The sequence below is a fragment of the Maritalea mediterranea genome (assembly GCF_021568695.1).
In the GTDB taxonomy this organism is placed as follows: Bacteria; Pseudomonadota; Alphaproteobacteria; order Rhizobiales; family Devosiaceae; genus Maritalea; species Maritalea mediterranea.
Map to the genome: position 1 here is coordinate 18,435 of NZ_JAKGTI010000003.1, position 26,364 is coordinate 44,798.

General features: G+C 55.4%; 28 protein-coding genes. 13 read left to right on the forward strand and 15 right to left on the reverse strand.

All coding sequences use genetic code 11. From position 1 onward, the window contains the following. Positions 1-5 precede the first annotated feature (5 nt). Positions 6-3,449, forward strand: coding sequence for a pyruvate carboxylase (pyc, locus tag L1I42_RS12870; protein WP_236115085.1), 3,444 nt, complete (start codon positions 6-8; stop codon positions 3,447-3,449). Between the two features lie 80 nt (positions 3,450-3,529). Here pyc and L1I42_RS12875 read toward each other — a convergent pair whose 3' ends face one another. Both L1I42_RS12875 and L1I42_RS12880 read right to left on the reverse strand, forming a co-directional pair. Next, positions 3,530-3,850: a YkvA family protein gene (locus L1I42_RS12875; RefSeq protein WP_236115086.1), complete on the reverse strand. Its 321-nt coding sequence runs from the start codon at positions 3,848-3,850 to the stop codon at positions 3,530-3,532. Between the two features lie 89 nt (positions 3,851-3,939). Continuing rightward, positions 3,940-5,139, reverse strand: coding sequence for a multidrug effflux MFS transporter (locus tag L1I42_RS12880; RefSeq protein WP_236115087.1), 1,200 nt, complete (start codon positions 5,137-5,139; stop codon positions 3,940-3,942). Between the two features lie 259 nt (positions 5,140-5,398). Here L1I42_RS12880 and ispG point away from each other — a divergent pair, with 259 nt between their 5' ends. The 3 genes from ispG to L1I42_RS12895 are packed head-to-tail and all read left to right on the forward strand — an operon-like array spanning position 5,399 to position 8,497. After that, complete coding sequence (gene ispG, locus L1I42_RS12885) at positions 5,399-6,631, forward strand: flavodoxin-dependent (E)-4-hydroxy-3-methylbut-2-enyl-diphosphate synthase (RefSeq protein ID WP_236115088.1); 1,233 nt, start codon at positions 5,399-5,401, stop codon at positions 6,629-6,631. Beyond that, positions 6,624-7,130 carry a GNAT family N-acetyltransferase gene (locus L1I42_RS12890; RefSeq protein ID WP_236115089.1) on the forward strand — a complete coding sequence of 169 codons (507 nt, stop codon included), beginning with the start codon at positions 6,624-6,626 and terminating at the stop codon, positions 7,128-7,130. Before ispG ends, L1I42_RS12890 begins: the two co-directional genes overlap by 8 nt. Next, positions 7,112-8,497, forward strand: coding sequence for a pyridoxal phosphate-dependent decarboxylase family protein (locus L1I42_RS12895; protein WP_236115090.1), 1,386 nt, complete (start codon positions 7,112-7,114; stop codon positions 8,495-8,497). Before L1I42_RS12890 ends, L1I42_RS12895 begins: the two co-directional genes overlap by 19 nt. Here L1I42_RS12895 and L1I42_RS12900 read toward each other — a convergent pair. Both L1I42_RS12900 and L1I42_RS12905 read right to left on the reverse strand, forming a co-directional pair. After that, positions 8,494-9,057 carry a class I SAM-dependent methyltransferase gene (locus tag L1I42_RS12900; protein ID WP_236115091.1) on the reverse strand — a complete coding sequence of 188 codons (564 nt, stop codon included), beginning with the start codon at positions 9,055-9,057 and terminating at the stop codon, positions 8,494-8,496. The genes L1I42_RS12895 and L1I42_RS12900 overlap by 4 nt on opposite strands. Next, positions 9,057-9,959, reverse strand: a complete 903-nt coding sequence (locus tag L1I42_RS12905; RefSeq protein ID WP_236115092.1) for a polyprenyl synthetase family protein — start codon at positions 9,957-9,959, stop codon at positions 9,057-9,059. The genes L1I42_RS12900 and L1I42_RS12905 overlap by 1 nt, the downstream gene beginning before the upstream one ends. Positions 9,960-10,161: 202 nt before the next feature. Here L1I42_RS12905 and rpmF point away from each other — a divergent pair, with 202 nt between their 5' ends. Further along, a complete protein-coding gene (gene rpmF, locus L1I42_RS12910; RefSeq protein ID WP_236115093.1) occupies positions 10,162-10,344 on the forward strand; it encodes a 50S ribosomal protein L32 in 183 nt (60 codons plus the stop codon). Positions 10,345-10,401: 57 nt separating this feature from the next. On the opposite strand, the gene L1I42_RS12915 is transcribed toward rpmF, so the two are convergent. Together L1I42_RS12915 and L1I42_RS12920 are read right to left on the reverse strand one after the other, a co-directional pair. After that, positions 10,402-10,809, reverse strand: coding sequence for a DUF2867 domain-containing protein (locus L1I42_RS12915; RefSeq protein ID WP_236115094.1), 408 nt, complete (start codon positions 10,807-10,809; stop codon positions 10,402-10,404). After that, complete coding sequence (locus L1I42_RS12920) at positions 10,806-11,054, reverse strand: hypothetical protein (RefSeq protein ID WP_236115095.1); 249 nt, start codon at positions 11,052-11,054, stop codon at positions 10,806-10,808. Before L1I42_RS12920 ends, L1I42_RS12915 begins: the two co-directional genes overlap by 4 nt. A 16-nt stretch (positions 11,055-11,070) precedes the next feature. Between L1I42_RS12920 and fumC the strand changes: the two genes are divergently transcribed. After that, complete coding sequence (gene fumC, locus L1I42_RS12925) at positions 11,071-12,462, forward strand: class II fumarate hydratase (protein ID WP_236115096.1); 1,392 nt, start codon at positions 11,071-11,073, stop codon at positions 12,460-12,462. A gap of 8 nt (positions 12,463-12,470) precedes the next feature. Here the strand turns inward: fumC and L1I42_RS12930 are convergent, their stop codons facing one another. Both L1I42_RS12930 and gloB read right to left on the reverse strand, forming a co-directional pair. Further along, positions 12,471-12,731, reverse strand: coding sequence for a hypothetical protein (locus L1I42_RS12930; protein ID WP_236115097.1), 261 nt, complete (start codon positions 12,729-12,731; stop codon positions 12,471-12,473). A gap of 140 nt (positions 12,732-12,871) precedes the next feature. Next, a complete protein-coding gene (gloB, locus tag L1I42_RS12935; RefSeq protein WP_236115098.1) occupies positions 12,872-13,645 on the reverse strand; it encodes a hydroxyacylglutathione hydrolase in 774 nt (257 codons plus the stop codon). Between the two features lie 87 nt (positions 13,646-13,732). Between gloB and L1I42_RS12940 the strand changes: the two genes are divergently transcribed. The 3 genes from L1I42_RS12940 (at position 13,733) to L1I42_RS12950 (ending at position 16,610) form a co-directional block, all read left to right on the forward strand. Continuing rightward, positions 13,733-14,473, forward strand: a complete 741-nt coding sequence (locus tag L1I42_RS12940) for a methyltransferase domain-containing protein (RefSeq protein ID WP_236115099.1) — start codon at positions 13,733-13,735, stop codon at positions 14,471-14,473. 108 nt (positions 14,474-14,581) lie between these two features. Further along, complete coding sequence (gene hisC / locus L1I42_RS12945; RefSeq protein WP_236115100.1) at positions 14,582-15,676, forward strand: histidinol-phosphate transaminase; 1,095 nt, start codon at positions 14,582-14,584, stop codon at positions 15,674-15,676. After that, the gene (locus L1I42_RS12950) at positions 15,669-16,610 is read left to right on the forward strand and encodes a prephenate/arogenate dehydrogenase family protein (protein WP_236115101.1); all 942 of its coding nucleotides are present in this window, start codon (positions 15,669-15,671) and stop codon (positions 16,608-16,610) included. The genes hisC and L1I42_RS12950 overlap by 8 nt, the downstream gene beginning before the upstream one ends. A 3-nt stretch (positions 16,611-16,613) precedes the next feature. Here the strand turns inward: L1I42_RS12950 and L1I42_RS12955 are convergent, their stop codons facing one another. Next, the gene (locus L1I42_RS12955) at positions 16,614-17,588 is read right to left on the reverse strand and encodes a DUF2125 domain-containing protein (RefSeq protein WP_236115102.1); all 975 of its coding nucleotides are present in this window, start codon (positions 17,586-17,588) and stop codon (positions 16,614-16,616) included. 108 nt (positions 17,589-17,696) lie between these two features. Between L1I42_RS12955 and L1I42_RS12960 the strand changes: the two genes are divergently transcribed. Further along, the gene (locus L1I42_RS12960; RefSeq protein ID WP_236115103.1) at positions 17,697-18,224 is read left to right on the forward strand and encodes a gamma-glutamylcyclotransferase; all 528 of its coding nucleotides are present in this window, start codon (positions 17,697-17,699) and stop codon (positions 18,222-18,224) included. A 19-nt stretch (positions 18,225-18,243) separates the two neighbouring features. Here L1I42_RS12960 and L1I42_RS12965 read toward each other — a convergent pair whose 3' ends face one another. The 4 genes from L1I42_RS12965 to ftsE form a co-directional block, all read right to left on the reverse strand. Continuing rightward, positions 18,244-18,684: a hypothetical protein gene (locus L1I42_RS12965; RefSeq protein ID WP_236115104.1), complete on the reverse strand. Its 441-nt coding sequence runs from the start codon at positions 18,682-18,684 to the stop codon at positions 18,244-18,246. A 139-nt stretch (positions 18,685-18,823) separates the two neighbouring features. Beyond that, complete coding sequence (locus L1I42_RS12970; RefSeq protein WP_236115105.1) at positions 18,824-19,615, reverse strand: lysophospholipid acyltransferase family protein; 792 nt, start codon at positions 19,613-19,615, stop codon at positions 18,824-18,826. A gap of 33 nt (positions 19,616-19,648) precedes the next feature. Next, positions 19,649-20,575: a cell division protein FtsX gene (locus L1I42_RS12975; protein WP_236115106.1), complete on the reverse strand. Its 927-nt coding sequence runs from the start codon at positions 20,573-20,575 to the stop codon at positions 19,649-19,651. Then, the gene (gene ftsE, locus L1I42_RS12980) at positions 20,568-21,227 is read right to left on the reverse strand and encodes a cell division ATP-binding protein FtsE (RefSeq protein ID WP_236115107.1); all 660 of its coding nucleotides are present in this window, start codon (positions 21,225-21,227) and stop codon (positions 20,568-20,570) included. The genes L1I42_RS12975 and ftsE overlap by 8 nt, the downstream gene beginning before the upstream one ends. A 145-nt stretch (positions 21,228-21,372) precedes the next feature. Here ftsE and L1I42_RS12985 point away from each other — a divergent pair, with 145 nt between their 5' ends. Next, positions 21,373-22,392, forward strand: coding sequence for a zinc-ribbon domain-containing protein (locus L1I42_RS12985; protein WP_255769424.1), 1,020 nt, complete (start codon positions 21,373-21,375; stop codon positions 22,390-22,392). 29 nt (positions 22,393-22,421) lie between these two features. Then, on the forward strand, positions 22,422-22,829 hold the full coding sequence (locus L1I42_RS12990) for a response regulator (RefSeq protein WP_236115109.1): 408 nt from the start codon (positions 22,422-22,424) through the stop codon (positions 22,827-22,829). Positions 22,830-22,959: 130 nt separating this feature from the next. On the opposite strand, the gene lysA is transcribed toward L1I42_RS12990, so the two are convergent. After that, entirely contained in the window at positions 22,960-24,222 is a 1,263-nt protein-coding gene (gene lysA, locus L1I42_RS12995; protein ID WP_236115500.1) for a diaminopimelate decarboxylase, read from the reverse strand. 21 nt (positions 24,223-24,243) lie between these two features. After that, the gene (gene argH / locus L1I42_RS13000) at positions 24,244-25,629 is read right to left on the reverse strand and encodes an argininosuccinate lyase (protein WP_236115110.1); all 1,386 of its coding nucleotides are present in this window, start codon (positions 25,627-25,629) and stop codon (positions 24,244-24,246) included. 23 nt (positions 25,630-25,652) lie between these two features. On the opposite strand from argH, the gene L1I42_RS13005 reads away from it, so the two are divergent. Further along, positions 25,653-26,363, forward strand: a complete 711-nt coding sequence (locus L1I42_RS13005; protein WP_236115111.1) for a TlpA family protein disulfide reductase — start codon at positions 25,653-25,655, stop codon at positions 26,361-26,363. Position 26,364 lies beyond the last annotated feature (1 nt).

Here is a 26,364-nt window from a genome sequence, read left to right on the forward strand (position 1 = left end):
ATGCTATGTCGATTAAGAAAATCCTTGTTGCCAACCGAAGTGAGATTGCCATTCGCGTTTTCCGCGCGGCCAACGAACTGGGCTTAAAAACCGTCGCGGTTTTTGCTGAAGAAGATAAATTGGCATTGCATCGGTTCAAGGCAGACGAGGCTTATCTGATCGGCAAAGGGCTGGGGCCGGTTGAAGCTTATTTGCAGATTGATGAATATATCCGCATTGCCAAAAAGTCGGGTGCGGACGCGATTCACCCCGGTTATGGTCTTTTGTCTGAGAGCCCGGAATTTGCCGATGCCTGCGCTGATGCGGGCATTATTTTTATTGGGCCCCGTTCTGAAACCATGCGGGCGCTGGGCAACAAGGTCGCCGCGCGCAATCTGGCGGTGGAAGCTGGCGTGCCGGTGGTGCCCGCCACAGAGCCCTTGCCTGACGATATTGATGAAGTCGTCAAAATGGCCGAAGAGATCGGCTATCCCTTGATGCTGAAAGCCAGCTGGGGCGGTGGTGGTCGCGGCATGCGCACCATCCGCGACGAAAAGGCTGTGCGCGCTGAAGTGGCGGAAGCCAAGCGTGAAGCCAAGGCGGCGTTCGGCAAAGACGAAATGTATTTTGAAAAGCTGATTGAGCGCGCCCGCCATGTGGAAGTGCAGCTGATTGGCGATGATCACGGCAATCTGGTGCACTTGTTTGAGCGGGATTGCTCGGTGCAACGCCGCAACCAGAAAGTGGTGGAGCGCGCCCCTGCGCCATATCTCACCGAAGAGGTGCGCAAAGGCCTGACCGATTCGGCCCTTAAATTGGGCAAGGCGGCCAATTATCGCGGTGCGGGCACGGTTGAATTTTTGATGGATGCGGACAGCGATGAATTTTACTTCATCGAAGTGAACCCGCGCATTCAGGTGGAGCACACCGTTACCGAAGAAGTGACCGGTATCGATATTGTCAAAGCGCAAATCCGGGTGCTGGAAGGCGAAAAGATCGGTGACCCGAAATCTGGCGTGCCGAACCAGGAAGATATTCATCTGAACGGTCATGCGCTGCAATGCCGGGTGACCACAGAAGATCCGGAAGAAAACTTTATTCCCGACTATGGTCGCATCACCGCCTATCGCGGCGCGACCGGCTTTGGCGTGCGTTTGGATGGCGGTACCGCCTATTCTGGCGCGGTGATCACCCGCTATTATGATCCATTGTTGGAAAAAGTGACCTGCTGGGCGCAAACACCGGAAGACGCGATTGCGCGGATGGACCGGGCCTTGCGCGAATTCCGTATTCGTGGCGTGACCACCAATCTGAACTTCTTGGAAAATATTATTTCCCACCCCAACTTCAGGGACAATAGCTACACCACGCGCTTTATTGACGAAACGCCTGAGCTGTTTGACTTCCCGAAGCGGCGTGACCGGGCGACCAAATTGTTGACCTATCTTGCAGATGTGTCGGTGAATGGCCATCCGGAAGTGAAGGATCGGCCAATGCCGCCCGCAGAAGCGGCGGCGCCGGTGGTGCCCAAGTTTGACCCGCCCGCGACCCTGGACGGTACACGCCAAATTTTGGATCGTGACGGGCCAGACGGGTTGGCCAAATGGATGAAGGCGCAAAAGCAGGTGCTGTTTACCGACACCACCATGCGTGACGCGCACCAGAGCCTGTTGGCCACGCGAATGCGGACCCATGATATTGTCAAAATTGCCAAGGCCTATAGCCATGGCATGCCGAACCTGTTCTCGCTGGAGTGCTGGGGCGGGGCGACCTTTGACGTGTCCATGCGGTTCCTGACCGAAGACCCGTGGGAGCGTTTGGCGATTATTCGCGAAGAAGCACCAAATATTATGACGCAGATGTTGCTGCGCGGCTCCAATGGCGTGGGCTACACCAATTATGCGGACAATGTGGTGAAGTTCTTCGTGGAACAAGCGGCCAAGGGCGGCATTGATGTGTTCCGCGTGTTTGACTGCCTGAACTGGGTGGAGAATATGCGCGTCTCCATGGATGCAGTGATCGAGGCAGGCAAGGTCTGCGAAGGCGTGATTTGCTATACCGGCGATATGCTGGATCCAGACCGGGCCACTTATGATTTGAAATATTATGTCGGCTTGGCCAAAGAGCTGGAAAAAGCGGGCGCCCATGTGCTTGGCCTGAAAGATATGGCCGGCCTGTTGAAGCCAGCGGCGGCCCGCAAGTTGATTTCAACCTTGAAGGAAGAAACTGACCTGCCGATCCATTTCCACACCCACGATACGTCAGGCGCCGCAGCGGCCACCGTTTTGGCGGCTGTGGATGCGGGCGTTGACGCGATTGATGCGGCGATGGACAGCTTCTCCGGGACCACGTCGCAACCATGTCTTGGCTCACTTGCGGCGGCCTTGCGCGGCACCGAGCGTGACCCGGAACTGGATGCGAAGACGATTCGCGAAATCTCGTTCTATTGGGAAGCGGTGCGCACGCAATATCGCGCTTTTGAAAGCGATTTGCGCTCCGGTGCGTCAGAAGTATATCTGCACGAAATGCCAGGCGGTCAGTTCACCAATCTGAAAGAGCAAGCGCGGTCATTGGGGCTTGAGTCTCGTTGGCACGATGTGGCGCAAACCTATTCGGACGTGAACGATATGTTTGGTGACATTGTGAAGGTGACGCCAAGCTCGAAGGTGGTGGGCGATATGGCGTTGGCCATGGTGTCTTCCGGCTTGACCCGCGCCGATGTGGAAGATCCGAACCGCGATGTGTCGTTCCCGGATTCAGTGGTTGGCTTCTTCGCAGGTGATTTGGGCCAGCCGCCAAACGGCTTCCCGAAAGCGTTGCAAGACAAAGTGCTGAAAGGCAAAAAGGCGCTGGATAAGCGTCCGGGCGCCTATCTCGAGCCGGTTGATCTTGAAGCCAAGCGCAAAGAGATTGAAGAGATCACCGAGATTGAGATCGATGATTATCGGCTGGCTTCTTATCTGATGTATCCAAAAGTCTTCACCGAATTTATGGCGGCGCAAAAGACGTATGGGCCAACATCTGTGTTGCCGACCCCGGCCTATTTCTATGGGCTGGAAGCGGGTGACGAACTGTTGGTGGACCTTGAAAAAGGCAAGACCATGGTGATCCAGCTGGTGGGCCAATCCAAGCCGAATGAAAAAGGCATGGTGCGGGTGTTCTTTGAACTAAACGGCCAGCCCCGCACGGTTGCGGTGCCAGATCGTTCTATGGCCAGCGAAATCGTGGCGCGGCCAAAAGCGGAAACCGGCAATGCCGCCCATGTGGGCGCGCCGATGCCGGGCGTTGTTTCCACCCTGGCGGTGAAAGCCGGGCAGGAGGTGCAATCCGGTGACGTGCTCTTGTCTATCGAAGCGATGAAGATGGAAACGGCCATCCATGCGGAAAGCGATGGGGTGGTGGCCGAAGTGCTGGTGAAGCCGGGTGATCAGATCGACGCCAAGGATTTGCTGGTGCGGCTGGAAGAATAAGCGGGTCGCCAATCGGCCTTTAGATAAAATTAAGGCGGGCTTCGGCCCGCCTTTTTTGTGGCTGCTTCTAACCGCAACGTTTACATGCGGCGCGCGGTGCCGTTGATGGTTTTCTCATCACGGGTGGTGTCCTGATATTGCGGGGGCTCCTGATGCTGCGTGGTCGCGCGGGGCAGGCGCGACACGATCCAGGAGACAGCAAAGGAGACGATGACGAAATCGTCAATCCAGCCGAGCACCGGGATAAAATCGGCCACGAGATCGATCGGGCTGATCACATAGAGCGCCGTTAAAATGGTGAGCACCTTCAAATAGGTCGGGGTCAGCGGATGCCAAAAGGCCCGCCACAACATCACAATCTCACGGCGAAAACGCATTAAACGTTGAACAATCAAATTCATGTGCAGCCTCCTCATTTGCGGCGGGAATTCGGGCCCCACCTGCTTTATAGATAGGTTAAGTGGGGCCGAATTCAAGAGGCGAAAGGTGCCTACGATTTTGCTGCCCTGGGCAAAGGATGGCGCACGGTGATGCGGGCCAGGACGAAGGCGCCGATGCCGCAAAGGGCGATCACGGCCAGCATGGGCACCGGTGTGCCGTTAAAAATGGCGCTGGAAATGCCCATGGCAAAGGCGCCCAGCAGCATTTGCATGGTGCCCCCCAGTGAGGCGGCGGCGCCGGCGATGGGGCCATGTTCTTCTAACGCCAGCACCATGGAAGTGGGGATAATCAGGCCCATAAAGGCGTTGGCGATGATGAACAGGATGATCAGCGCCGGCAGGCTGCCAAAGCCGAAAAAGAACACGCCGAGCAAAATAATCACCATGGTGGCATAGCCCAGCGTGGCGCCGCGGATCAGCCGTTCGGGGCCGATTTTGCCCATAATGGTGGCCGAGAATTGTGAAGCGACAAAAAAGCCGGACGCGTTCACTGCAAAGGCCAGTGAGAACTGAGTCGGGGTGAGGCCGAAATGCTCCATATAGACAAAGGAAGCGCTGCCCAAAAAGGTGAAGAAGGCGGCCATGCCCAAGCCGCCAATAAAGGTGAGGCCAAGATAGTTTGTGTCGCGCAGCAAAATGCCGAAGCTTTTGAGCATGGAGGTAGCCACAAAGGGGGTGCGGTTTTCCGGCTTCAGGGTTTCCGGCAGGGCAAAGGCGGCCAGCGCCATGGCAATGAGGGTGGCCAGAGCAATGGCCAGGAACACGGCGCGCCAGCCAAATGGCACGATCACCGCGCTGCCCAAAAGCGGTGCCAGCATGGGGGAAATGGCGATCACAATCATAATGGTCGACATCATGCGGGTGGCTTTTTGACCAGTATAAAGATCGCGGATCACGGCGCGCGGGATCGCCATGGGCGCAGCTGCTCCAATGCCTTGCAAAAAGCGCAGCGCGATCAGGCTTTCAATATTCGGGGCGAAGGCGCAACCGATGGAGGTGACCATAAAAAGCCCGAGGCCGAAATAGATCGGCTTTTTGCGGCCAAACATGTCGCTGGCCGGGCCGTAAAACAGCTGGCTGACGCCAAAGGCGATAAAATAGACCATCAGCGTCATCTGCGCCGCTGAAGTGGATGAATTCAGATCTTCGGCCAAGAGCGGCAAAGCGGGCAAATACATATCGATGGCGAAGGCGCCCACGGCGCTCATCAGCCCGAGAATAAGCGAGAATTTCAGTATATTGCGGTCCATAATAGTCTTTCGGTCAGGGCTTCAAAAAAGCTAAGGGGCAATCAAATGTGGAGGTGGCTTCGTCGCCCGTTTGGGTGGCGCAGCAAAAGCGGATCCCTGTGCGATGTGCGCACGACTCGGGGGGAGGGCAACAAAACATGATTTTCGCGTTTTGCCAAGCACTGGCCCGGTGTGAAATTGCAATGCAGCGTTCACTGATAGTTTGGTTGCGTGCGCTTGGCGTAGGCCTTATATGCAAGGGACAATAAAGGAGTTCTCCATGTCTGATCTTGGGTCCGAGACAATTACCCGCAGAAAATCAGTGGGCGTGATGGTTGGTGATGTGCAAGTGGGCGGTGATGCCCCCATTGTGGTGCAATCCATGACCAACACCGACACCGCCGATATCGACAAAACGGTGGGCCAAGTGGCCGAACTGTGGCGTGCCGGGTCTGAAATTGTGCGGATCACGGTCGATCGGGACGAGGCCGCCGCCGCGGTGCCGCATATTCGCGACCGGCTGATGGCGATGAACATCAATGTGCCGTTGGTGGGGGATTTCCACTATATCGGCCACAAGCTTTTGGCCGACCATCCGGCTTGTGCCGAAGCCCTGGCGAAATATCGGATCAATCCGGGCAATGTGGGCTTTAAGGCCAAGCGCGACACGCAATTTTCGCAAATGATCGAGATCGCCAACCAGAATGACAAGCCGGTGCGCATTGGCGTCAATTGGGGGTCGCTGGATCAGGAATTGCTGACCAAATTGATGGATGAAAATGCGGAACGCGAGACACCTTGGAGCGCGGCGCGGGTGCAGCGCGAGGCGATTATTCAATCGGCTTTGATGTCCGCTGCGCGGGCGGAGGAATTGGGCATGGGGCGCAACAAGATTTTGCTCTCCACCAAAGTCTCGAATGTGCAGCATCTGATTGATGTTTATACCGATCTGGCGCAACGCTGCGATTATGGTCTGCATCTGGGGCTGACCGAAGCGGGCATGGGCGCCAAAGGCATTGTCGCCTCCTCTGCGGCGCTGGGCATTTTGCTGCAGCGCGGTATTGGCGATACGATCCGCATTTCCCTGACGCCAGAGCCGGGGGGCGACCGCACCTTGGAGGTGCAGGTGGCGCAGCAATTGTTGCAAACCATGGGCTTTCGTCAATTCCTGCCGGTCGTCACCGCGTGCCCGGGCTGTGGCCGCACCACCTCCACCGTGTTTCAGGAATTGGCCAAGGATATTCAGGATCATTTGAACGACTCCATGCCGAAATGGCGCGAGCAATATCCCGGCGTGGAAGGGCTGAATGTGGCGGTGATGGGCTGCATTGTGAACGGGCCGGGGGAGAGTAAACACGCCGATATCGGCATCTCGCTGCCCGGCACCGGGGAAACGCCCGCCGCGCCCGTATTTATTGATGGGCAAAAGGCCAAAACCCTGCGCGGTCCCAACATTGCCAATGAGTTTAAAGTGATGGTGGCCGATTATATTGAGAAGCGGTTTGGTGGCTAGCGACGCTGCGCTTTTGGACGCCATTGTCGATCTCGATATGGCCTTGCTCAAGGATCATACTGAGGCTGCGGGGGATCGCTTTGAGCGCGAATGCCATCGGCAGGCACTTAAAGAGCGGTTTGAATGTGCCGAGATTGCAACGGTTTGGCGCAACGATAGATTGATCGCCTATAGCTTTATTTGGCCCAAGGATGATCGTTGGTTTGTCGGCGGCTTTGCCATTCATCCAGCGCATCGCAATGCGGCAATTTTGGGTGAATTGTTTAGGCAGGTTCTGGAATGCACAAATGCTGGCCCGCAAACGCATGTGGAAAGCCATGTTTACAAAACCAATCGCCTCTCTATCGACTTTCATCGAAAACTGGGATTTGAAATTATTCAGGAAAATGAGAAGGGCGTTGCCTTTGCTCAGAAAATGGATGTGTTGAGACAACATCCAATTGTGAGGCGTGCGGAAAGATGCGCGGCCGGGGGGATTAAATGGACCATAAGGGCTTAAAAGAGTGGAGCAAAAAGGCGGCGGATTGGGCGCATGAGTATCATGAGAGCCTCAGGGACCGTCCGGTGCGGGCAACGCTTGAGCCGGGATCTCTGCGCGATCAATTGCCGGACACCGCACCGGAACAGGGGGAAGCGATGGAGCGCATTTGGGAGGATTTCACTTCGCTGGTGCCCGACGCGATGACCCATTGGCAGCATCCGCGCTTTTTTGCCTATTTCCCCGCCAATGCGGCGCCTGTGTCGATGTTGGCGGAGCAGTTGGTCAATGCCATGGCCAGCAATGCGCTGATCTGGCAGGCGGCACCTGCGGCCACGGAAGTGGAGCAGGCGATGATGGTGTGGTTGCGCAAGGCCCTCGGCTTGCCGGAGGCCTTTACGGGCACCATTCACGACAGCGCCACCACGGCGACCCTTTCGGCCATCCTGACCATGCGCGAGGCGGCGCTGGAGTGGAAGGGGCTTTATGAAGGCCTCTCCGGCCAACCGCGTATGCGGATCTATGCCAGCGGCGAAACCCATTCCAGCATTGATAAGGCGGTGCGCGTTGCGGGCATCGGCCAGGACAATCTGGTGAAAATCCCGGTGGATGAAGATCTGTCCATGCGGCCCGATTTGCTGGCACAAGCCATCAAGGATGATCGCGCGGCAGGCTATCTGCCGATCGGCATTGTGCTTTGTGCAGGCGGCACCTCGGTGGGCGCGTTCGACAAGATGAAAGAATGCATTGCCATTGCAAGGAAAGAAGATTTGCCCACCCATATTGATGCGGCCTGGGCTGGCAGCGCCATGATCTGCCCGGAATTCCGCGCGCTTTGGGACGGTGCTGAAGGTGCGGACAGCATCATTTTCAACCCGCATAAATGGCTGGGGGCACAGTTTGATTGTGCGGTGCAATTTATGCGCAATCCGGTGGATCAGGTGCGCACGCTTGGCCTGCGCCCCACCTATCTGGAAACGTTGGGCACGTCAGAAGTCACCAATTTTAATGAATGGACCGTGCCGCTGGGGCGGCGGTTTCGGGCGCTTAAAATCTGGTTTTTGTTGCGGGCGCATGGGTTAAATGATCTGCGCCAGCGCATCCGCAATCATGTGGCGTGGGCGGAAGAGCTTTACGGCAAAATTGCCCAGCTGCCCGGTGTCGAGATGGTGACAGCCCCGCGCCTATCCCTGTTCAGCTTTGCGCTGGAAGCAGGCGATGGGGCCACGGAACAGTTGTTGAGTCGGATCAATGATGATGGCCGCATCTATCTCACCCAAACCCACCATCAGGGGCGGTTGGTGATCCGGGTGCAGGTGGGACAATTTGACTGTACCCGTGACGATGTGATGATGGTGGAGACGGTGCTGAAAGAGTTTCTGGCCTAGCTCTTCTGTGCCAAAATCCAGAAGGAATCGTCCTTTTCCATTTCGGTATAAAGCGCACTGTCCACCAGCTTGAACTGATCGCCCAACAGGGCGGTCAGGGTGTCTGGCCGACGATAATAAAAGCGCATGCCCATCATTTCTTCCATATGATCGCCATGCCAGAAGCTGTGAAAAATCAGGCCTTCGTCGTAGAGGCAATCTGCTTGCGCCGCAAACGACTGGCGCAGTTCTTCATCTGAAAAATGATGCAGCACCTTATTGGAATAAATGCCGTCAAACTGGCGGGCAACGTCCATGGTGACGGCATTCAGCTCCATCACATCCGCATCCGGATGGGCCTTTTTATAGCGCTCAACAAAGTAGGCTGAGTAATCTGAGCCGGTCACCTGATAATGCGGGGCCAGCAGATCGAGATCGACACCCGGTCCCATGCCCAATTCCAAAACAGCTTTGCCTTTGGGCAGGTGGGCGGTGAGAATCTCAATCAATTCCGCCCCATCATAGCCTTTGGCCATTTCAATATACTGCTCGGCATTTTCCGGCTTGTCGTAAAAGCTCATCAGGAGGTTCTTTCTGCAAAATGAGTGACCAACTGTGCGAGCGGCGCGGCACGGTCGCCGAAGGGGGCGAGCAAGGATAGCGCGGATTGCAACTCTTGACGCATCACCGCATTGGCATGGTCCAGCCCGTGGCTGGCGATCAGGGTGGATTTGCCCTGGGCTTCATCCTTGCCGGCGGTTTTGCCCAGTTGTTCTGAGCTTTGAGTGGCGTCGAGAATATCGTCGGCCAATTGATAGATGCGGCCGGCAGCTTCGCCGAAGGCGGTGAGGCTTGTCAGCTCTTCCACGTTTGCGCCCCCCATCAGGGCGCCAATGCGCACGGCGGCGCGGATCAGGGCGCCGGTTTTCATGGCGTGGATCAGCGAGATAGTTTCCGGGTCATAGCCCTTTCGCTCGCCCTCCACGTCGCGCATCTGGCCCCCAGCCATGCCGCCAACACCCGCGCCGTGCACCAGTTCGATCACCAGCTGGTTGCGCAAGGCCGGATCGGGGTGGCAGTTTTTATCGGCCAAAAGGGCAAAGGCGTGGGTGAGCAGCGCATCGCCCGCCAAAATGGCGGTGGCGGGGTCGTAGGCCTTGTGCACGGTGGGCTTGCCGCGGCGCAGATCATCATCATCCATATCGGGCAGATCATCATGCACCAGCGAATAGCAATGCACATATTCGATGGCGGCCCCGGCCTGAACCAAATCGCCTTTTGGTGTTTCAAACAAATGGGCGGTGAGGTGCACCAGCACCGGGCGCAGTCTTTTGCCGCCATTAAGTGCCCCGTGGCGCACGGCATCGACCAGACGGTCTGGCGCGGGCAGCGGGGTGCTCAGCTGTTGAGCGGTCAAATGTTGGTCTAAAAATTGCTCGGTTTTTTGAGCGATTTCGGCCATGGCGGCGTTGAGATCAGACATGGTGCCTTTATTGCTTTGCGGCAAATTGACGGGTAAAAGAGTACTATCGGCCCCTATAGCCAAGATCAATAGTGGTTTTGTTGCGAATTAAGACTAGCCAAACCGCACAAGAACGCGTATAACCCGCGCCAACAGATTAAAGTTTGCTAGATGGCGCTTTCACTTTCCGTGCAGGTGCCGTTTTGTTGATGGAGTTAGAACCATGGCAGTACCTAAGAAAAAAGTGTCCGGCATGAAGCGCGGCAATCGCCGTTCAACTGATGCCCTGAAGGCACCTACATATGTAGAAGATAAAGACAGCGGCGAATTGCGTCGCCCGCACCATGTTGATTTGAAAACCGGCATGTATCGCGGTCGTCAAATCATGGAGCCACGCGACAGCTAAGTCGTTTGTGCTTCGTGCATTGATTTAAAGCCAGTCTCCTTCGGGAGGCTGGCTTTTTTAGTTTGTGCGGGTGATGCGCCGCATGCCGCCGTTCACCATGGAGCGCACTATCATTTTGTGAAACGGCTTCACGACAAACAAATAGGTGTGGCCCAGCCAATTGTGGCGGTGCACCCAGGTGGCGGCAAAAAGCTTTTCTGGTCGCGTTGGCGAACGGTAGACCGACACGCGATAGTCCAGATGGGTGTCGTCATCGCCCATCAGAATTTCATTATCATCGCGGTGATAGATGCGGAAGAAATTGATCAGTTCACCGGGTTTGCATTCGCCTTGCTGTGACTGTTGGCCATCAAATTCTGTGCGCAGGCCAAATGGCTTGACCAGTAGATTGCGCAGGGCCAGCAGATATTGCGCCCATTTGGGCGGCGTTGTAGCCAGGCTGCGCGCCAATTCATCGATGGTCAATCGGCTGCCTTTTTCCCCCAAGTCAATGCTGAAGCAATCCAAAAATCTTTTGGTCCCACATGGTCGTGCAGTTTGGCGGAAAGGGGCAGACGGTCGGCTTTGGCACGCATGATCAATCCTTTGAGTGGCAGCGTGGCCATTAAGCGCCAAATGCTGGTCAACGCATAGGGCATAATTGTCGCGGGGCGGCGCTGGTTGCAATGATGTTCAATTCGATTGATGATGCGCGCATATTTTTGCTGCAATTAAAGGAGCGCCAAGATGACATCACGTATCGAAACAGATTCCATGGGTGAAATTGAGGTGCCGGTCGACCGCTATTATGGCGCGCAAACCGCCCGCTCCATGCAAAACTTTGCCATTGGCAATGAATATCTGCCGATCGAGATTGTGCATGCCTTTGCCATATTGAAGCGCGCGGCGGCAGAAGTGAATTGTGATCTGGGCCTTTTGGAAACCGACAAGAAAGATCTGATTGTGGCGGCCGCCAATGAGGTGGCCGAGGGCAAGCTGGACGATCATTTCCCGCTGAAAGTTTGGCAGACCGGTTCAGGCACCCAATCCAACATGAATGTGAATGAGGTGATCTCCAACCGTGCCATTGAGATGGCCGGGGGACAGATGGGGTCCAAAGACCCGATCCACCCCAATGATCATGTGAACAAATCCCAAAGCTCTAACGATACTTTTCCCACTGCCATGCATATTGCGGCGGTGCGCGAGGTGGTGCAGCGGCTCAAGCCCGCGATCGGCCATTTGCGCGACATAATAGACAAAAAGGCCAAGCAATATGAGGACATCATCAAAATCGGGCGCACCCATTTGCAAGACGCGACGCCCCTAAGTCTGGGGCAGGAAATGAGCGGCTGGGTGGCACAGCTTGATTTCGCGTTGGAGGCGATTGAGGCGCAGGAGCCGCAAATGCTTCAATTGGCGCTGGGCGGCACCGCCGTGGGTACCGGGCTCAATACGCACCCGGAATATGCCGAGCGGGTGGCCAAGCGGATTGCGGACTTGACTGGGCATAAATTTGTGACCGCCGAGAACAAGTTCGCCTATCTGGCCGCCCACGATGCCTTTGTGGGTATGCATGGGGCAATCAAGCAATTGGCGGTGGCGGCGATGAAGATCGCCAATGATGTGCGGTGGTTGGGATCCGGCCCGCGCTGCGGCATTGGCGAGTTGAACCTGCCCGCCAATGAGCCGGGCTCCTCGATTATGCCGGGCAAGGTGAACCCCACCCAGTCTGAGGCGCTGACCATGATCGCCACGCAGGTGATGGGCAATGATGCCACCATCGGCGTGGCGGCCAGCCAGGGCAATTTTGAATTGAATGTGTTCAAGCCGGTGATTGCCTATAATTTCCTGCAATCGGTGCGGTTGCTGGCGGACGGGCTTAATAGCTTTGCGGACAATTGCGCTGCCGGGCTAGAGCCGAATCGGGAAAATATCCAGAACCATCTGGAGCAATCGCTGATGCTGGTGACGGCGTTGAACCAGCGCATTGGCTATGATTCGGCGGCGAAAATCGCCAAATATGCCCATGAGAAGGGCACCTCATTGCGCGAGGCGGCATTGGCGCTGGATCTGCTCAGCGAAGCGGAGTTTGATGAAATTGTGCGACCGGAAAAAATGATCGGGCCGAAAGCCTGACTTCCGCCTTAGGCGTCGACCGTGCGGTTATAGCCAGCAGGCATGCGCTTGATGATGCGCTCGGCATTCGCCCGATAGGCGGATTGCGCCGCGAAGGCGCCCGGGCGCATCTGCCGCCGGTTGGGGCTTAGATTTTGACGCTGGGTCAACAGGTGGGCCACAAAGTGTGCTTCGGGCCGATAGGCATGGCGACGACGCGCCTGATGGGATTGAGCTTCAATCACCATCGGGGCATGTGCCACATTGTTATTTTGATGTTCGGTCGCCATCAAATTGCCTACCTGTTTCAAAAAGGGACATTTTTGTCCTTATTCTTCAACAAGTATGCCAGCAAATGATGACGATATAAAGGATTTGTTAACTTTTGCGGCTGGGATATTGATCGTGTGGTTAACCCGTAAAATTAGATTTAAAACTGATCTTTGGCCTTGCGTATGGCGGCGAAAACTTCCGCTTTTGGCGCGCCGTGCTGACCAACAGCTTTGGCGACTTCCGGGTCGTCGGCCCGCAAAAACGGGTTATTGGCTTTCTCAAAACCAAGCGTTGAGGGCAAGGTGGGCTGATTTTGTGCTCTTCGTTCCTCGACCCATTGTAAATGCTGGCGCAGGGCTTGATGTTCGGGCGTCAGGCTCAGGGCAAAATTGACATTGTCGCGGGTATATTCATGACCACAATAAAGCGTGGTTTCATCCGGTAGGCGGCGCAATTCCTTCAAGCCTTCCCACATGGCATCTGCTGGGCCGTCAAACATGCGGCCACAGCCGATGGAAAAAAGGGCGTCGCCCGCAAACAAGGTCGGCTGCTCCTGCAAATAATAGGCGATGTGGCCGCTGGTGTGGCCGGGGGTCGATAGCACAGTGAAGTGGCCCGCCCCAAAGGGGAGAATCGCGCCGGGCGAGATGGTTTCATTGTGGGGGGAAATCTGGTCTTTTTCCGCTTCCGGCACCACAATCAGCGGGTTGTAACGGTCTTTGACTTTTTCCAGTCCGTCCACATGGTCCCAATGGCGGTGCGTGACCAGCACCAGGCTTGGTCGCCATTGCTTTTGTTCCAAAAAGGCAAAGATTTTGTCATCGTCCGGCGCATCCACCATGGCCACTTTGCCGGTGGTGCGGCATTTGACAAAAATGGCATAATTGGTGTCAAGAACCGGGAGCATTTCAATTTCAAACTTTTGGGTCATGGATAAACTCGTCAGAATTAGCGTTGGCAATGAGGTGCTTTGCGCATTACATTTAGCATAGGTGCAACGCGAGGGTGAAGCCGGGCAATGTCGGTAACGATCGAAGATCTCAAGCAGTTTTACCGCTCACCGCTGGGGCGGATTTCCCGCCGTTTTATTGCGGACACGTTGGTGCCCTTGACGCCGGTGAAGGGGCAGCGCGTGCTGGGAATCGGATATGCCACGCCTTATCTCGGCCGTTTGCGGCCGGATGCCGAACGGGTGATGGCCTTTATGCCCCAGCGCCAAGGCGTGGCCCATTGGCCGCCAGATGCCCCAAGCCTTAGTGCGTTGGTGGATCCATTGGAATTGCCCTTAACCGATAGCGCTGTTGATGTGGTGGTGGCCATTCATGCGCTTGAGCATTTGTTCGATCTGGAAGAATTTATGCAGGAATTGTGGCGGGTCACAGCGCCGGGCGCACGGGTGGTGCTGGTGGTGCCACGCCGCCGCGGCTTTTGGGCCCAACGCGATACAACGCCCTTTGGCCATGGCCACCCTTTCTCACAAAATCAATTGGCGCGGCTTTTGAAAGATCATTCCTTCACCCCCGAAGTGTGGCGCGAGGCGCTTTACCTGCCGCCATTCAATTTCGCGCCCATGCTGAAATCGGCTCGAGTTTTTGAAAGTCTGGGGCGGTTGCTGGGGTCAGGCTTGGCTGGGGTGATGCTGGTGCGGGCGCGCAAGGAGATGTATCCGGCGGTCACCCGCCGCCGTCGAGCGCCTCAATTCGCCAATATCCCCGGACTTGTGTCACAACCTGCCTGGCCCACAGGCCATATTCGCTAAAATTCGTTCGCCATGCGTCAATAAGACCAAAAGAAACGCGGGTTTTCTTTGCGTCTTTTAAAGGCTTTGCCTATGGTGCGCCCGGCAAATTTCGTCAGGAAGAATAAAATGTCAGACAAACCGATTGCACGTGCTTCGATTTTGGATATTGCGGCCTACAAGCCCGGCAAATCCAAATCTCCATCCGGCCAGTCTTTGGCCAAGCTTTCCGCCAATGAGTCGCCTTTGGGCGCCAGCCCGAAAGCCATGGAGGCCTATCGATATTATGCGGACCGGCTGGCAGAATATCCAGATGGCGGCGCAACTGCATTGCGGCAGGCGATTGGTGATGTGCACGGGCTTGATCCGGACCGGATTGGTGTGGGCGCCGGGTCAGATGAGATTTTGCACCTGTTGGCCCAGGCCTATGTGGGGCCGGGCGATGAAACCGTTATGTCGCAATATGGTTTTCTGGTTTATCCGATCGTGACCAATGCCGCGGGGGGCACTTGCATCAAGGCGCCCGAAACCGAGTTGAAAGCTGACGTGGATGCGCTGCTGGATGCGGTGACCGAGAAAACAAAGATTGTGTTTCTGGCTAACCCGAATAACCCCACCGGCAGTTATTTGAGTGTCGATGAGATCAACCGCCTGCACCAAGGGCTGCGGTCCGACATTTTGCTGGTGCTGGATGCGGCTTACGCTGAATATGTGGATGCGGCAGATTATCAGGCGGGTATTGAGCTGGTGGATCGGGCGCAGAATGTGGTGATGACCCGCACTTTCTCCAAGATTGGCCTCGCCAATTTGCGGGTGGGCTGGTTTTATGGCCCTGCCCATATTCTCGATGTCTATAACCGGTTGCGGGGGCCGTTCAATGTGAACGGTATTGCCCAAGCGGCGGCGGAAGCGGCGGTGCGCGATGTGGACTTTACCGCAGAGCTGAAGGCGCACAATGCGAAAATGCGCGACTTGTTGGTGCGCGAGCTGCAGTCCAACCGGTTCAAGACCTATCCCAGCCAGTGCAATTTTGTGCTGACCGAATTCGCCGATGAACGCGGGTTCACGGCGGCCGATGCTTTTAATCTATTGATGGAAAAGGGCCTGATTGTGCGCGAAATGCATTCTTATGGCCTGCCCAATTGCCTGCGCATCTCCATTGGGACCGAAGCGCAAATGAAATTGGTGATCCAAACCTTGCAAGAAATGAGTGACCATGGCTGAGACCATATTGTTTGACCGTATTGCCTTGATCGGGATTGGCCTGATCGGCTCCTCGATCGCCCGTGCCATTTTGCGCGGCAATTTAACTCAAGAACTGGCGATCTCGGATGCCTCGCCGCAGCACCTGTCCGAGGCTGAAAAGCTGGAGCTGGGCCATGCCTATCATACCGACCCGTTGGAGGCGGTGAAGAATGCTGATCTGGTTATTTTGTGTACGCCAGTGGGGACCTATCGTGAGATCGGCGAGCGCATTGCACCCGGGTTGAAAGCGGGGGCAATTGTGTCGGACGTGGGATCGGTAAAGGAACATGTGATCAATGCGTTGCAGGATGTGCTGCCCGCCCATGTCGATTTTATTCCCGGCCACCCGATTTCGGGCACAGAGAAATCCGGGCCAGTGCACGGCTTTGCGGAGCTGTTCGACAACCGTTACTGCATTTTGACGCCCGCTGACGATGCGGCCCAATTGGCGGTTGATCGGCTGAAAGAATTCTGGGAAGCGATCGGGTCGGATGTGGAGATTATGGATGCCAAGCACCATGATCTGGTGCTGGCGATCACCAGCCATGTGCCGCACTTGATTGCCTACAATATTGTGGGCACCGCCGATGATCTTGAAAGCGTGACCAAATCAGAAGTGATCAAATTCTCCGCCGGTGGCTTTCGCGACTTTACCCGGATTGCCGCCTCGGACCCGATCATGTGGCGGGATGTGTTTTTGACCAACCGTGATGCGGTGTTGGAAATGCTGGGGCGCTTCTTGGAAGATTTGAGCATGCTGCAGCGGGCTGTGCGCGACAGTGATGGCGACATGCTGGAAGGCTTGTTCACCCGCACACGCAATATCCGCCGCTCCATTATTGATGCAGGGCAGGAAACTGATGCGCCGGACTTTGGCCGCGCCCATCACACAGAGCGCAGCGAGGAGAGCTAGGCTCTAAAACAGGGCGGGCACCATATAGATGGGTGCCATGCCCACGCTGATCACGCCGGCATTGGCCATGATCGGAATATGGTGCTTGCCCTCTTCATCTGGCGTGCCAACAATGGCGGCGGCCATGGGGCCGAGGGCGGACAGATCAATCTGGCTGACAATGTTTTTGGAGCTGGTGCGCAAAATCCCCTGCAAAAAGCCTTGCTCGGTGAGTGTAAACTCGCCTTCGGCGTTGACTGAGATGTCCTGAGCTTCACTTTGACCCAGCGGCACGACGCGGCCGCTTGTCTCGTAATTCTCGATGATCAATTGCCCCTCATCAGCGGCGAATTGTTGCAAGGTTTGGGGGAAAACCCAGTTGCCCACATTTTGATCGAGGGTGGTGATCTCAGCCTCAAGCTGGGTGTTCAAGCTCTCAACGCCAAGCTGTTGGCTTTGCACATTGTCGAGCTTGGCATAGGCGAAAAAGCCCGTGTCCTTTTCTGCACGGGCAAGCAAGTGGAGTTCTGCCAGATCGGCCTGCGCCACATCGACAGTGCCGATCAATTGATCGGACCAGACAGGCGCGACCATTTGCACCGACACCCGCTTCAGGTTTAGCGAGAAGTCAGCGCGGGCGCTGGCATTGGCGGTTTCAAAGCGCAATTGTTTTTTCGCGCCGGTAAAGGCATTTTCATAGCTGATCGGGCCCTCAAGAAATGCGAGAAGATGAGTGGGGCGATAGAACAGCGCTGTCCCCTCAATCTTGGGAATAGAGATCGTCGCATCGCCGGCGAGCACCGTGGCATTCATGCAGCGCACATCGAAGCGGAACGGATAACCCGAAACGCTGCGTTTGGCGCAGCTCAAATTGACGCTGGGATCGTTAATGGCTTGCATTATTTGCTGGTCGATCTGACGAGCGACAAAAAACCAGGCGGCGGAGAGGCCACCGCACACCACAAAGATGATCGCCAGCATGATTTTAAATTTTGCCATATTCAATTCCTAGATTTGGTCCATTGCGCTGCGGCGCGCGCTTGAGTCTATGCAAAGAAGTTTGTACATCTCCATGATGGATTTTCAAACAAGTGATTTGGCGGACTGATGGGGAAATGGGTTTTCGGCTATGGCTCGCTCATTTGGCGGCCCGGCTTTGACTATATGGAAAAGCGCCCGGCCTTGCTGCGTGGCGCACATCGGCAGCTTTGCATTTATTCCTTCACCCATCGTGGCACAGAAGAGTGCCCCGGCCTTGTGTTTGGCCTAGATCGTGGTGGTGCCTGTCGTGGCATGGCGTTTGAGGTTGATCCCGCACTTTGGGACAAAACCTATGCCTATTTGCATGCGCGTGAGCAGCAGAACGGGGTTTATCGCGAAACTTTGCGCCGGGTGGCTCTGGATGATGGGCGCTATGTGGATGCGCTGGTCTATCTGGCTGACCCACGCCACAAACAATATGCAGGACGCCTCGATCACGATGAACAGCTGAGATTGGTGCAGCAAGGGCATGGACAAGCTGGCCCAAACATTGAGTATGTGGTCAACACTCATGCGCATCTAGTGGAAATGGGGATCGAGGACCATGGTCTGGATGCGCTGGTGCAGGCGCTCGGGCCTATCCCGTCATCCTAGTGGCCCAAGCCGCCTTTTGCTAAGCGGCGTGTGGCAATTGGTGGTGCGTATTTGTGAGATCCCAGCTGATCAGATTTTGCTCTGCAATATTTTCGATGGCAATGATATAGGCCTTTTCCGCCTTGTTGACGACATCCAAAAACTCGGCCCGATTGGGCTGGTCGTGCACAAGGCTTTGACCCGAGCCCACCCACAACACATTCTCGCCTTCGGCAGATTGCGTGCTGAGCAGGCACACCTGATCATCGCGAATACGCAAATTTTCAAGCTCTGTTGGGTGGACTTTGTATTTTTTTCCCGACCGCCCGACAAATGATTTTGCGGAGTTGCAATCGGTTTCGCTCTGTTGGTCGACAATAAAAGGTGACCTTGTCTCTTCGGACAAACTGACCGTCGAGGTGGTGGCCTCAATGGTATCCATTTGTGTGGAACCGGTAGGAATGAGTGTTCCATCAGTCATAGCTGCCTCCCCAAGCTGCCCACCTAAACATGACATTGCGGAAAGGAACAAAGATAGAACAAAAGCCGCATTTAGTCAAATTTTATTAAAGTATATCTATATTTATGAATTGTGTCGCTAATTTGTCAATATCTAGTAGTTATGCGGATCGACGATTTTGAATGCGTTGCTGAAATGCATCAGAAATGGGCAGGCTGATTCCTTTGTCGAGATCTTCAAAGATCATCTTGTCGGTCTCCGCTTCAATAACCCGTTGTAACTCGGCGTGGAATTCTTCCGGATCCAGCCCTGGGGGAATGGGTTTCAAATAGCGTGCGCGGGCGGTGCCGGGCCATAGGACCAAGGAATTGCGGGGCCAATAGAGACCGGAAGTGAGGGCCACGGGCACCACAGGTACGTTCAACTCCGTATAGAGTTTTACGATGCCCCATTTGTAGTTAGGGTCTGCCAAGGGCGCTTTGCGGGTGCCTTCAGGATAAATAACAATCCGGCAGTCATGATTGATGGCATCTTTAGATTGCTCAATCATTTGGGGCAGGGCCCCACGCCCCTTTTTGCGGTCCACCGAAATGGTTTGAAAATTACGGGCGGCCCAGCCGAAGAACGGGATGTCTAGAAGTTGTTTTTTGGCGATAAAGGAGGGGCGTCTACCGGTGGCCGGCAGGAGCGCGAAAATATCCCAATCTGACTGGTGTTTGGAAGCAATGATGCAGGGCCCGTCGGGCAGATTTTCTTCGCCCCCGATCTTTGATTTGATGCCGACAAACAGGCGCAGAAACAACAAGTTCGCCCGATACCAGAACCACACCACCGGATATCCGGAAAATTTGGGCGCGACCAGGGAATAAAGCCCCATTGGTATCGCCAAAATGGCGGTGATGCCGATGAAAAAAACGTAGAAGATCAGCGAGCGGATGGTTTGCACAATCATATTGCAGCCTTGCGAATCAGGTCCCAGCGGACTTTAGGGCGCCACCTGCGCCAAAAAGCGGTGTACTGTAATCCGTGAGGTGACACTTGTCAGCCCGGCAATGATCGCCACCACCAAGACCAGCCCCAATATGCCGATCCAGCCCAGTGAAAGCTGGCCGAACAGCAGTTCCACCTGTTCCGCGTTCTGGCTGGGCAGCAAATAGTTGGTGATCACGCCCGCCAGCACAAAGAAAATCAGTGCGGCCACGCCGCCAACAATGCCGCCTTCCAACCCGATGGTAAAAAACCGCGACTGAAACGCGCGGGCGATATATTGATCGGACGCGCCGATAAAGTGCAGCACATCGACGATTTCACGGTTGGAGGCCATGGCACCATTGGTGGCAAAAATCACAGCGAGGATGGTGGCGGCCATGATCAGCATGAGCGCCAATAGGCCGGAAAACACAATGGTACCGGACATGGCATTGAGCTTTTGCTGCCACGCTTTGTGGGTATCGATGCTTGCACCTGCAAGCGATTGATCAAGCTTGGCCTGCAAGGCTGTTTGGTCAAATGCATTGGGATCGGACAGATGCACCACAATCAGGCGCGGCAGATCAAAGCCCTCCAGATCGAATTCATCGCCCAACCAGGGGGCCAAAAGCCGCTCGCTATCCTCAACGGTAAGTTCTTCCGCGTTGCCCACTCCTGGGCTATCAAGCGCCAGGGCGATGGCGGTTCGGACATTGGAGGTCATTTCCTCGCCATCCACCGGTTGCAGTTGGATGGTGATTTCGCGGCCCACTTCCGAGGACCAGGCGACCGCGGAGTTTTGTACCAGATAAACGGCGCCGAAAGTCACACAGCTCAAAAAGGTCATGATGGCAACCAATAGGGCCAAGGTGCGCCCAGCGATCGAAGAGCGAGGCACGATCGCGATATCGGCACGGTTGCGGTTCAAAAATTGATCAATCATGGATGCTCACCTCCCCATCTTGCAGTTGCAATCTGGGAAACCTGAACTGATCCAGCAGATGCAATTCGTGGGTGGCCAAAATAATCGTGGTGCCCATACGATTAAGTTCGACAAATAAATGGAGCAGCCGTTCCGCTAGTTCAGGGTCTACATTGCCGGTTGGCTCGTCGGCCAACAGCAATTCCGGCTTTGCGATCACCGCCCGTGCGATGGCAGCGCGTTGTTTTTCGCCTCCAGACAAGAGTTCCGGGCGCGCATTGATCTGATGACCAAGCCCCACCCAGTCCAGCAATTCTCGGACGTTGGAGCGATAGGCGGCTTCCGGTTCGCCGCGCACGGCCAGCGGCAGCGCCACATTTTCGAAAGTGGTGAGGTGATCGAGCAGGCGAAATTCCTGAAAAACAATGCCAATGCGCTGGCGCAACGCCATCAGGCCCTGCTTGTCCAATTGTGAGACATCTTTGCCAAACATATTTAGCCGCCCGGCCGTGGGGCGCAATGACAGCAAAAGCAAGCGCAATAGAGAAGTTTTGCCAGCGCCGGAGGGGCCTGTGAGAAAATGAAAGGAACCGGGGTCAATTTTGAAATTGAGATTTTTAAGAATCTCGGGGCCTGTGCCGTATTGCAGCCCCACATTATCAAATTCGATCACTGGCAACTCCCGAATCACTATTTGGCAACCATGTTAGCAGTGATGAAGCAATGTTTGGGCGAAAGCTAGCCCGGTTTTTTCGGAGTGTTAAGATTCTGCGGCTTATGATGCGTCCAGTGTTGGAAGAAGTGTCTTTTTAAAGCCCATGATCATTGTATGCCCAAATTGTAACGCCGAATATGAGGTGGCTGACCAGGCTATTGGCGAAACCGGTCGGGTCGTACAATGTGCTGGCTGTGCCCAATCCTGGCGTGCCATGCAGCAGCCCACGCCCAAAGCCGAATCAATTGAGGTTCCCGACATCGATCTGGCCGCTGATTCGGATGATTTCGCCCAATTGCTCGATGATGCGATGAAGGAAGAGGGGTTGGACCCCATCAAGCGCCAAAAGCAAAAAAAAGATGGTGCCAAAGAGCAAAAAGGCGCTTTGGATCAAGGCGATGGCAGCGATTCTCGTGATGAAGCCGAACTTGATGAGGAGATGAAATCTCTGGATGAAGGTGCTGGAAAGTCGGGCGAGCCGAACGCGGATGGTATCGACACAAAGGATAGTGCTGCCAAAAAAGATTTGGCCGAAGATGACGCAGAAGTCGCAATAGAATCAGCGTCTTATGCAACGAGACGGCGTACGCGCATTGATCGGATGAATCGCGCCCGGCGGGTGGCCAAACGACATCGAGACATTGCGCGTGGCCTGCCGATGGCCCGTACCAGGCGCCTGATCACAGCCAGTTGCGTCGCGCTCTCAGCAGCGATTTTGATGGGGCTGTTTTCGTTTCGGGTTGAGGTGGTGCGGCTCTATCCGGAGATGGCAAGCCTATATCGCCTTTTCGGCACCGAAGTGAATGTTGTTGGACTTGACTTTGCAAATGTGCGTACAATTCGGTCATGGAAGGACGGACATGAGGTCCTGAACGTGACAGGTGACATTCAAAATGTAACCGGCAAAATTGCGTATTTACCGCCTATTAGGGTGGCGCTGGTTAGAGATGACAAAACGGTCATCTATGAATGGAACATGACACCGGGCATATCCGTCTTAGAGGCAGGTGGCTCCTTTGAGTTTTCAACTCAATTGTTGTCCCCGCCGAATGATGTGCGACGTGTGAAGCTATCATTCCTGGATTGGCAATCAAATAGATCAAATGTTTCCAATTCGGACTAATCAGGGACGTGGGTAAGGAGTAACGGGTAATGGCACGGATTTTGTTGGCGGAAGATGACCCCAGCGTACGCGAATTTGTGGCGCGGGCATTGGAAATGGACGGACATGCTGTGCTGGCCACTGAAGATGGCGGCCTTGCGGCGGAAGCCATTCTTGAGCATGACGGTGCGTTTGATTTGTTGCTCTCAGACATCAAAATGCCGGTGATGGACGGCATTGCATTGGCCCTCAGAGTGGCAGATCAATATCCTGATGTCACGATTTTGCTCATGACCGGCTTTGCCGATCAGCGCGAACGGGCGCATGGACTGGATGCTTTGGTGCACGATGTGGTGCCCAAGCCGTTCACCCTGGCCGACATTCGCGCAAAGGTGAAAGAAGCGTTGGACGGACGCCCCGCCGAGGCAGAAACGTTGGCGCAACAACTCGGCGCCTGACCTAAGGCGTCGCTTTTCGGAAATGTCACTTTTCCGTGCCGCTTGTTATGTGCGTTTGGCGACTAAAGTCGCCATCTTGTGAAATGAAGAGCCCCGCATGATCTGCGGGGCTTTGTTTTGGGCGATTGCGCTATAGCCAATCCGGCACAGAATCCTGTCCGATCAGTTCTTCATAGGTTTGGCGCGGGCGGATCACGTGGAACTGATCGCCATCGACCAGCACTTCGGCGCAAAGGGGGCGGGTGTTGTAGGTGCCGGACATAACCGCACCATATGCCCCCGTGCTCATTACGGCGAGCAAGTCGCCTTCTTCCACATGGGGCAGATGGCGGCCTTTGGCAATATAGTCGCCCGTCTCGCAAACCGGCCCTACGACGTCGCCCATGCGCTCCTGCAATTTGGCGTCTTCTTTCACTGCCTGCACGGTGTGGTAGCTTTCATATAGGGTGGGGCGCAAAAGATCGTTCATGCCCGCATCGACAATCACAAATTGCCGCTCAGCGCCTTCTTTTACATATTCCACCTTGGTGATGAAAATACCGGCATTGCCTGCCACCATGCGGCCCGGCTCCAGCACAATTTCACAATCGAGATGGTTGAGGTTTTTGCGGACGATCTCAGCGTAATCCATGGGCTCAGGCGGCACCTGATTGGAATTGTCATAAGGTATGCCCAGACCGCCGCCCACATCGATATGTTCGATTTTGTGGCCCGCAGCGCCAAGCTTTTCCACCAACTCGGCCATCAGTTTGAAAGCATTGTCGAACGGTTCCAGATCGGTGATCTGCGAGCCGATATGCATATCGATGCCCACCGCCTGCAAATGATCACAGTCGGCAATCAGCTGATAGACTTCATTGGCGCGTTCAAACGGAATGCCGAATTTGTTTTCCGCTTTGCCGGTTGAAATCTTGGCATGGGTTTTGGCGTCCACATTGGGGTTGATGCGCACGGAAACCGGCGCAATTTTGCCCATTGATTTCGCCACTGCGTTGATGCGGAGCAGTTCAGGCTCGCTCTCGGCGTTAAAGCATTTGATGCCCAGATTTAGCGCATAGGCGATTTCGTCATGGGTTTTGGCAACGCCGGAAAAAACAATCTTTTCTGGCGGGATGCCCGCTTTTTCCGCCCGCATCAATTCACCCAGCGACACCACGTCAGCGCCCGCGCCAAGACTTGCCACCAGTTTCAAAATGGCCTGATTGGAATTGGCTTTCACCGCGTAGGCCACAAGGGTGGGGCGGTCGGCAAAAGCCTCTTGCATCACCTTGATGTGGCGCGTGAAGGTGGCGCGAGAATAAAGATAGAAGGGGGTGCCCACTTCTGACGCAATGTCAGCAATGGCCACATCCTCGGCGTAAAGCTCGCCTTGGCGATATTGAAAATGGTGCACCATAAACTGCCCTTACTTGATTTATGCGCTGGTGAGGCGGTCGCGCCAGATTTTGGCAGCCGCTTTCACATTGGCGGGGGAGGTGCCGCCATAGGAAGTCCGGCTTTTAACTGAATCTTCCACTGTCAGCACCTTAAAGACGCGGGCGTCGATGCGCTCGTCGATTTCTTTAAAGTCCTCAATGGTCAGCCCGGCCAGTTCGCAGCCCTTTTCTTCGGCCCGTGCCACGGCAGAACCGGTGATGTGGTGGGCATCGCGGAAGGGCACATTGGCCTCGCGCACCAGCCAGTCGGCCAGATCCGTCGCGGTGGCAAAACCTGCGCCAGCAGCAGCGCTCATGGCGTCTTTATTCACCTTCAAATCTTTGATCATACCGGTCATCGCAGCCAGGGCCAGCGACAGGCTGTCAAAGGCATCAAAGCTGACTTCCTTGTCTTCCTGCATGTCTTTGGAATAGGCGAGGGGCAGGCCCTTCATCACGGTCATCAGCGACACGAGTGCACCGGTGATGCGGCCGATTTTGGCGCGGATCAGTTCGGCAGCGTCCGGGTTGCGCTTTTGCGGCATGATGGAGGAGCCGGTGGAGAATTTGTCTGAAAGGGTCACAAAGCGGAATTGCGCCGTGGACCAGATCACCAATTCTTCTGACAGGCGGGACAAATGCATGGCGCACAAGCTCGCGGCGCTCAGTGTTTCCAGCACAAAGTCGCGATCAGAGACAGCATCCAGCGAATTGGCGGCGGGGCGATCAAAGCCCAAAGCTTCTGCGGTCATGTCGCGATCAATGGGGAAGGAGGTGCCAGCGAGGGCGGCGCAGCCCAAGGGGCTTTCATTCAGCCGTTTGCGGGCATCTTGAAACCGTCCTACATCGCGGCCCAGCATTTCCACATAGGCCATCATATGGTGGCCAAAGGTGACCGGCTGGGCGCTTTGCAAATGGGTGAAGCCGGGCATCACGCTATCGGCATGCTCCTCGGCGCGGTCGACCATTGCCAATTGCAAGGTCTGGATTTGGGTCACAAAAGTGTCGATGCAATCGCGGACATAAAGTTTGAAATCGGTGGCGACCTGGTCGTTGCGCGAGCGGGCGGTGTGCAGCCGACCAGCGGGTTCGCCGATAATCTCTTTCAGCCGCGCTTCCACATTCATGTGAATATCTTCGAGTGCGCGCGAAAAAGTGAACGTGCCTGCGGCAATTTCTTCACTGACCTGATCTAGACCAGAAAGGATTGCGTCTTTATCTTGTTCGGTGAGGATGCCGACACTGGCGAGCATTTCCGCATGGGCTTTTGAGCCAGCGATGTCCTGGGTGTGGAACCGCTTGTCATAGTCGATGGAGGCGTTGATCTCTTCCATGATCGCATCTGGACCGGTGGCGAAACGGCCACCCCACATTTTGTTGCTCATTGTACCCTCTTTTAGGAGAACCTATGTCCTCTCAACCATCAAATCCAAACGGCAATGATCGCGATGATGGTGCCAAACCTGCCCGCAAGAAAGGCTTGAGCATTGGCGCGGCCATTGCAATTGTCGTAGCTATAGCGACCGCCGTGTGGGTTAGCAATGGGAACAATGGCGGAAATGGTACGGCTGTGGCGGATTCATGCCCCGCCAACCCCGAGGTGCAAACCGCCTTGGACGAAAAAGCAATTGGCGATCTCGCGGCGGTGCAGGTGACGGCCAAAGGCGCGCGCTATGATGAGATCAGCTTTATTCATGAGAATGGTGATGAGGTTGGCTTCAGCGCCTTTGAGGGCAATGTAACGCTGGTCAATTTCTGGGCCACCTGGTGCGCACCCTGCCGAGCTGAGATGCCCGAGCTGGAAGCGCTGCAAAAGGATTATGGCGATAAGGGCTTCACGGTCGCCACGATCAATCTTGATATTGGTGATGACGGGCTGGCCAAGGCCAAAAAGTTTATGGACGAAGAAGATCTGAGCGAATTGCCTTTGCACCGTGACCCCACCTTTGAGGCGTTTGAAGTGTTGAAAAAGCGCGGCGTGGCGTTGGGCTTGCCCGCCACCTTGGTGTTGGGGCCCGATGGCTGTGAATGGGGCGTGTTGGCTGGACCTGCCGCCTGGCATGGGGACGACGCAAAAGCCTTTGTCGAGAAAGCGTTAGCGCTGGCTGAAAACAGCTAGG